The 6,485-nt window shown below is 69.9% G+C and carries 8 protein-coding genes and 1 pseudogene; 3 read left to right on the top strand and 6 right to left on the bottom strand.

The genetic code is table 11. The annotated features are described in order from the left end of the window. Positions 1-120: 120 nt before the first annotated feature. A complete protein-coding gene (locus AC5LUJ_RS21545; RefSeq protein ID WP_250286581.1) occupies positions 121-714 on the bottom strand; it encodes a Uma2 family endonuclease in 594 nt (197 codons plus the stop codon). Positions 715-1,002: 288 nt separating this feature from the next. Beyond that, complete coding sequence (locus tag AC5LUJ_RS21540; protein ID WP_493465616.1) at positions 1,003-1,344, bottom strand: BP74-related protein; 342 nt, start codon at positions 1,342-1,344, stop codon at positions 1,003-1,005. 219 nt (positions 1,345-1,563) lie between these two features. Between AC5LUJ_RS21540 and AC5LUJ_RS21535 the strand changes: the two genes are divergently transcribed. From AC5LUJ_RS21535 to AC5LUJ_RS21525, 3 genes are all read left to right on the top strand, one after another. Continuing rightward, entirely contained in the window at positions 1,564-1,995 is a 432-nt protein-coding gene (locus tag AC5LUJ_RS21535) for a hypothetical protein (RefSeq protein WP_250286578.1), read from the top strand. Between the two features lie 92 nt (positions 1,996-2,087). Continuing rightward, positions 2,088-2,396 (top strand): type II toxin-antitoxin system Phd/YefM family antitoxin, encoded by a 309-nt coding sequence (locus AC5LUJ_RS21530; RefSeq protein ID WP_250286576.1) that lies wholly within the window; start codon positions 2,088-2,090, stop codon positions 2,394-2,396. Beyond that, a complete protein-coding gene (locus AC5LUJ_RS21525) occupies positions 2,393-2,668 on the top strand; it encodes a type II toxin-antitoxin system RelE family toxin (protein WP_250286575.1) in 276 nt (91 codons plus the stop codon). The genes AC5LUJ_RS21530 and AC5LUJ_RS21525 overlap by 4 nt, the downstream gene beginning before the upstream one ends. A 17-nt stretch (positions 2,669-2,685) precedes the next feature. Here AC5LUJ_RS21525 and AC5LUJ_RS21520 read toward each other — a convergent pair whose 3' ends face one another. From AC5LUJ_RS21520 to AC5LUJ_RS21505, 4 genes and pseudogenes are all read right to left on the bottom strand, one after another. Continuing rightward, on the bottom strand, positions 2,686-2,847 hold the full coding sequence (locus tag AC5LUJ_RS21520) for a hypothetical protein (protein ID WP_493465615.1): 162 nt from the start codon (positions 2,845-2,847) through the stop codon (positions 2,686-2,688). 456 nt (positions 2,848-3,303) lie between these two features. Then, a complete protein-coding gene (locus tag AC5LUJ_RS21515) occupies positions 3,304-4,428 on the bottom strand; it encodes a lysophospholipid acyltransferase family protein (RefSeq protein WP_250286573.1) in 1,125 nt (374 codons plus the stop codon). Then, the gene (gene larAH, locus AC5LUJ_RS21510; RefSeq protein WP_445548380.1) at positions 4,425-5,984 is read right to left on the bottom strand and encodes an NPN-dependent hydroxyacid isomerase, LarAH14/15/16 family; all 1,560 of its coding nucleotides are present in this window, start codon (positions 5,982-5,984) and stop codon (positions 4,425-4,427) included. Before larAH ends, AC5LUJ_RS21515 begins: the two co-directional genes overlap by 4 nt. Positions 5,985-6,143: 159 nt before the next feature. Then, positions 6,144-6,485, bottom strand: a pseudogene (locus AC5LUJ_RS21505) (zinc-binding alcohol dehydrogenase); the annotation flags it as partial.

Genomic DNA, 6,485 nt, shown 5'->3' with positions numbered 1-6,485 from the left:
GGGTAAGGACCCGCCAGCCACGTCACGCGCGCTCTCCCCGGGTCCGTGCACGGACCCGGGGAGAGCGCGATCCGATGGCACAGGCCGAAACACGCGCCCGGGCATCACCACGGATGTGCTTCAGGTACGGAGAAGCTGGGAAGGGGAGATGGTCAGCGGGAACGGCGCGGTGACCGTCAGGACCTCGTCACCGTGGACTGCGCCGACCTCGAAGTACTCGGCCCCGGTGAGCGCGAGGGTGGTGATCGAGGGGCTGTCGGCGTCGACGATCCAGTAGTGGGGGACGCCGAGACGGGCGTAGACGTCGCGTTTGAGCAGCCGGTCGATGCCCAGGCTGCTGGGGGAGAGAACCTCGACGACCAGCACCGGGACAGCCAGGTAGCGTTCGCCGCGCACGAGGTCGTCATGGCGGACCACGCACACGTCCGGCTGGACGCTGGTGTGCCGCCCCTTGCGCACATCCGGCGTCGGCCCGAACACGACCAGGTCCGCCGGGTCTTCGCGGTTGACCGCCTCGCGGTTGGCTGCCTCAAGGATGATCGCGAGGTTCAGGCAGGCGCGCTGATGTTCCCAGCGGGGCGCCGGGCTCACCAGGAGCACTCCGTCCACCAGCTCGTAGCGCCGACCGTCGTCGGGCATCTCCTCCAGATCGTCGACGGTGAACCCGTCGTCCCGGATCGGAAGATCCTCGTAGGCGACCGCCATGACCACCATGATGAGCTCCTCTCAGTCACAACGCCAGACTGATCGCCACACACCCTCCGCACCAGACCGTACAACGATCTGTGGATAACCTGTTGTTGTCCACAGGTAATCCCAACTGTCAGTTATGAAACACCGTCAGTTATGACACCAGTCATGACACGAGGCAGGGAGCGCACGCGCCTCGCCGGGCGGGACGGGTGTATCGGGGGCGTTCGCCGATCATGGCGGCGCCGTGCCTGCCCCGGGGCGCCGCGCGACGGCGACGCGCCCGGGGCAGGCAGGCGTACGGGACGGCGTTCAGGACGCCGTGACCTCACGGGTCACCCGTGAGTCCCACGGACACCAGTGGGCCCCGGGGAGGAACGCCCCACCGGCCTCGTCCAGGTGCTCCTCGACATAGTCCATGTTGGCGTCACATACCTCGATCGCCATGTCGAAGAACCATATGGTGTCCGGATCGAGATGGAAGCTGTACTTCGGGTTGTAGGGCTTCGGCTGCTTCCTGATCCTCCCTACGACGTGCACCTTCTCCTTCTCCGTGCCGGAAATGATGTTGCGGGCATGGGTGATCTTTTCGGGGTCCGTGAGCTCGAAGACGAACTCCTGCCCCGGGCGCTCCGTGAACGCGAAATAGGCCATGAAAAACTCCTGTTCGTCCTGACGGCATGAATAAACCGAATGGCCCGTCACGGCACCGCCCGGCCGGTCGGCCGAGCCGATGTTGGCGGTCGCGACGCGCGTCCGTCAACACTCCCACAGGTACCGTGAGATCGGGCTGTCTCGTGCTCGGACGGCCCAGGCGACCAATCAGCCGAGCTCTGGGCACGCCATTCTCCAGCGGCGGTGGAAAATTGCGATGTGTTGTGCCACCGTGGCCGGTGCGACCGGATTCATCGACGGATCGGAACAGCACGGCCGCGCGCCAGATGCTCTGGCGGCACTACGACAGCGACAACAACGAGATCCAGCAGGACGATCACCACCGACGGGTTCCCGGAGCTCGACGGCGCGCCCGGCGGCACGCTCGACTCCTATCGGATCCTCGCCCACGCGCTGGAGGAGAACGGCGGCCGGGTGGAGCTGCGCCATCCCACGGTCTGCTTCGTCCCCTCGGTCAGCGCGGTCGCCGTCCGTGACCTCGACCGGCAGGCCAATCTGTACACGAACATCAACGATCTTCCGCCGGATGACAGCGAACTGGACGACTTCGTCTGCTCCACCACCAACACCGGCCACACGGCCATCACAGCGGAACTGTCCACCTGGCTCCTGGACCGTCTCCCGGACTGATCCCGCCCCACCCGACGACCACGGCGAGGCGCACACCCTTCCCGGCCGGCGTGCGCCCCACCGCCGTCCGCCGGAGCCCTCGGCGGACGGCGGTGAAATTAGCTATACTTCTAGCCATGTCGATCGTGGAACAGATGCCGCTGGCAGAGGTGAAGAACAGGCTCTCGGAGGTGGTGGACAGCGTCGAACGTGAGCACGGCCGTGTTGTGATCACCAGGCATGGCAGGCCTGCCGCGATCGTCATCAGTGTCGACGACCTGGAGTCACTGGAGGAAACCCTCGACGTCATGGCCAGCACCCGTCTGATGGCCGACATCCGGGAAGCCCTCGACGATCTCGAGGACGCGGGGGCGACCGTCCTGAGCAAGGAGGACGCGCTCCGCCTCGCGACCGGCCGGTGAGCGCCCCCTACGAGATCGCCTTCACCGCGCCCGCGCGGCGTGCCCTGCGCCGTCTGCCCGAGAAGGTCGCCACCGCCGTCGTCGAGTTCCTGTACGGATCACTGGCGGCCAACCCGCACCGTGTGGGTAAGCCGCTCCAGCTTCAACTCGCCGGTCTGTACAGCGCGCGACGCGGCGACTACCGCATTGTTTATCGGATCAACACCGACGACCACCACGTCGACATCGTCGCCATTGAGCACCGCGCCGACGTCTACCGGCCGCGAGGATAGACATGCCCCGCCGCCGGTCAGGGGGAGACGGCGAGACGGAGGCGGTCGCGGCGGCGGGCGAGCAGGCGGTCGGCGAGGGCGTCGGCGAGTTCGATGTCGTCCAGCGACGCGCGGGTGCGTTCCTGGACGTCGAGGAGCGCGGCGAGCAGTTCCGCGGACAGGCGGGTCCGGTCGGCCACCCGGGCCACGCTCGGCGGCAGCGGCCGAGGGGACGACGGCGGTGACCCGGCCCGGGACCCGGGCCCGGGGATAGGGGCCGACGGGCGGGGTGCGCGGGCGACAGGGACAGCGGCGACGCGATCGGGGTCTCCCTCCCCGAAGGGGGCCTGGTCTTCCAGTGCGCGGGCGACAGGGACAGCGGCGACGGGGACGCCGGTGACGACGGTGTCGGTACCCCGCCGCCAGCGGTGCTGCGGGTGCGGGCGACGGGGCCGGTTGCGCAGGTCCATGCATCCACTAACGGCCATGGGGCCCCCCGGATCAACCCTTGACATCAGGGCTGCCTGGCAGACCCCCGGTTACCCACAGCTGGTCCCCAGCGGCGCGGTGGATACCCACCGCGCCATGAACAGCGTTATCCACATTTTCAGGAGCGTGTGACCGTTCTCACATTCGATGGGACAATTGCGAACGGATCATCCGACGGGGGTGGACGTACCGGTTGCGTCGCCCGCGGCACCAGCGCCACCCACGTCGGTACCGCCGGCACCCCCGCTGCCGTCAGGCTCCCGCGACTCCCGTTGCGCCTCCCGCGCCGCGCCCGTCGCAGCCGTCAGCCCCTGGGAGCCTGAGCGGCCCGTCACGCCGGCGGATCCGCGCCGCGCCGCGGCCTGCCACGGCGACACCACACCGGCGGTTCCCACCGGCTCGGTGGCCTCCCAGACCTGCCGCCAGTGTGCCTTCCGGGCGGCCCGCGCGGCCCGGGCCGGTACCGCCGGGCGCTCCCGCGCCGCGCGCAGCGAGTCCCACCAGGACGTAGCGTCCTCGTCGATCAGCCGGGACACCTCGGCGAAGATACGGCCGGTGAAGGAACGCAGGTCGCTGTCGGCGGGATACAGCGGCCGACCGAACCGCACCGACACCCCGGGCCGGCCCGGGACCGTCCACGCCCGGCCCCGCGGCATCGCGGCGAAACCGCCGCGGATACCCACCGGTACCACCGGCACCCCGCAGGTGATCGCCAGATGCGCCGCGCCGAACCGGAACCGGGCGAGCTGGCCGTCCTTCGTCCTGGTCCCCTCCGGAAAAATGACCAGATTCCAGCCGGCGGCGAGCAGGTCGGCGGGTGCGCTCGACGGCGCCCCGCCGCGGCGTTCGATCGGCACGGTCGCGAACAGGAAGGCCGTGCCCAGGCCCCGCCACCAGCTGTCGAAGAAGTAGTCGGCGGCGGCGGCCACCGCCGTGTGGTCCCGGATGTCCCGCGGCAGCGCGCACAGCAGCAGCGGCGCGTCCAGATGGCTGGAATGGTTCGACACGAAGACCGCGGGCGTGCGCAGCCCCTCGAGCGCGTCCAGCCCGGCCACCGACAGGGACAGGTTCGCGTCCAGCATGGGGCGCATCCCGAGCTCCAGCGCGGCGACCCGGGCCGCCCGCATCGCGGGTGTGCGCGCCCACGCGGTGGGGAACTCCCGGCCCCGCGGCGCCGGCTGGTACGGCCGCGCCGAGGCGGGCACCGGTGGGCGCGACGCCCACCGCCAGCCGCGGGCCATCTCACGCAGCCCGATCCCGGCCGGGCGCTGCCGGCCGCCCGGCGCCGTCACCGCACGTCCGCGATGGCGTACGGCGGGGAGTGCAGGTAGGTCAGGGACGGGTTGCGCCCCACCGTGGACGAGATCATCTCAAGCGCGTCGGCCAGCGTGGACGCGGCCCGGAAACCCATCCGCGCGCAGGCCGCCCGGTCACCGCCGACCCACACCACGTCCCCGAGATGGTCCAGGGCGTGCGCACCCCAGTACCACATGTAGAACGGGTGCACACCGTGATAGGCGTGGGACGTCCGGTACAGGTGGGTGTACCAGGGGTCGGTGGCGTACTGCTTCTCGAAGGTCGCCTCGATCGTCGCCGGGTCGGTGGACTCGGCGAGCACCTCCTCGAAGAAGTCCACATACGACGGATGGTGCAGCTGGGAGAACTCCGGCGTCACCGGATGGTAGAGGATCATCGCGCCGCCGCGGCGCACCAGCGGCCGGCCCCGGTACATGTTGAAGAAGTACCCCAGGCCCAGGCACATCGCGAGAATCGGGTTCATCACCGAATTGACGTTGTACGGCCCGAGATACGGCAGGCCGACGACGAGGACGTCGCTCTGCCCGTCGACCTCGACAAGCTGCTGGCGGTGCACGTTGGCCAGCGTCTTCGCGTGCACGGCCTCGGTCTCACCGGCGTGCACCCCGGTCACCCCGTAGTCCGCGACCAGGTCCTGGAAGATCCGGCGGCGGGGCCGCGTCGGCATGGCGGCCAGCCCCCGCGACAGCCCGAACGCCATCGCCTGGTCGCGCACGGACCACTCCCACTCCCGTCTGGTGAGGAATCCGTATCGGGCCGGGAACGCGGCGTTGTTCACCGTCGTCTCCACCGTGAAGATCTTCAGGTGGTCGGCGAGCAGCCGGCCCATCCGCCACGCCGAGGAGTGCATGGCCGACCGGGTGTGGTCCATGAACGACCGCGAGTGCACCATCGTGTGGCTGTTGTGATGGTGGCGCAGGCTGTTGTAGGAGGCCAGCCCGATCGGCACCGACTTGTGCCCGCCGTCCATCGCCACCAGGTTGACGTTGACGTAGACCAGCAGGTCCGACTCGGCGGCCCGCCGGTTGATCTCGACGTCCTCGCCGTTCTCGGTCAGGCCGACGTGCAGCAGGTTGTCCCTGTCCTCGGCGTCGTGGTTGTAGAGGCTGTCCGGCCAGAACGAGCGGAACACCCGCTCCCCGACGGCCCGCTCGATCTCGGCGGCGGTCATCCGGCGGTGCAGGGCGTTCGCCACGATGAGCACCACGTCATCGACCCCGGCCTCGGCCGCGAGCGTCAGCACCTGCTCGATCACCCGCTGGCGGATGTCGGGCCGGCGCATCGGCGGCAGCGGGATCGACAGGTCGTCGAAGGCGATCGTCAGCCGCATCCCCGGCCGCAGCAGCGCCCGCAGCGGCTCGCTGTTCTCCGGCTCGGCCAACGCCCGGCTGATCGCCGCGTCGACGTCTGCCAGCGCCGGCAGCGACTCCGGCGGGTAGACCACCCGGGTACCCAGCGGAAAGCGTTCCAGCCCGAACGCCTCACCCTGGTGGACGAGCAGCGGAGGAGTCCGCTCATCGACTTCGAGCACGAACCCCGGTCTCACCTGTGCGATCCCCTTACGCGCGGTTTCAGCCGAACGACACTGGGTTGTCGTCGGCGTCCTGAAATAAGCGTCTCAGCAGACGCCATAGTGCCTGCGAACAGGCCCCGTCCGCCTCTTCTACGCCCTGTCACGTTCCGTGTCCCGTCACGGCGTCATCAGGTCGAAGGCAACCTTGACCGCTCCCAGCCGGCCGGCGGACAGCGCATGGTCCAGCGCGTCCCGCCAGCGGTCCAGCGGATAGGTGGCCGACACGATCCCGTCCAGCGGCGCGGACGCGGCGAGCTCGAGGGCCCGGTCGAAGTCCGCCCGCTGACGGGGCTGCCCGCTCACCTGCCCGTTCACCTGGCCGTCCGGACGGCCGTCCGGACGAGCGGCCGGCCGTACGGCCGCGCCGGCGGACGAGGCGTAGGCGCCGACCAGCTCCAGCTCGCGGAACCACAGCGGGGTCAGGTCCACCGAGCCGGTGGGCACTCCCGACAGCACCAC

This window comes from Protofrankia sp. CiP1_Cm_nod3 (assembly GCF_982290655.1).
Note: the sequence above shows the minus strand (reverse complement) of the source record. Positions and strands in the feature narration are given on the sequence as shown.

Coding starts and splice junctions, on each gene's coding strand:
- AC5LUJ_RS21545 (WP_250286581.1), bottom strand. CDS start 714: ATGGTGGTCATGGCGGTCGCCTACGAGGATCTTCCGATCCGGGACGAC.
- AC5LUJ_RS21540 (WP_493465616.1), bottom strand. CDS start 1,344: ATGGCCTATTTCGCGTTCACGGAGCGCCCGGGGCAGGAGTTCGTCTTC.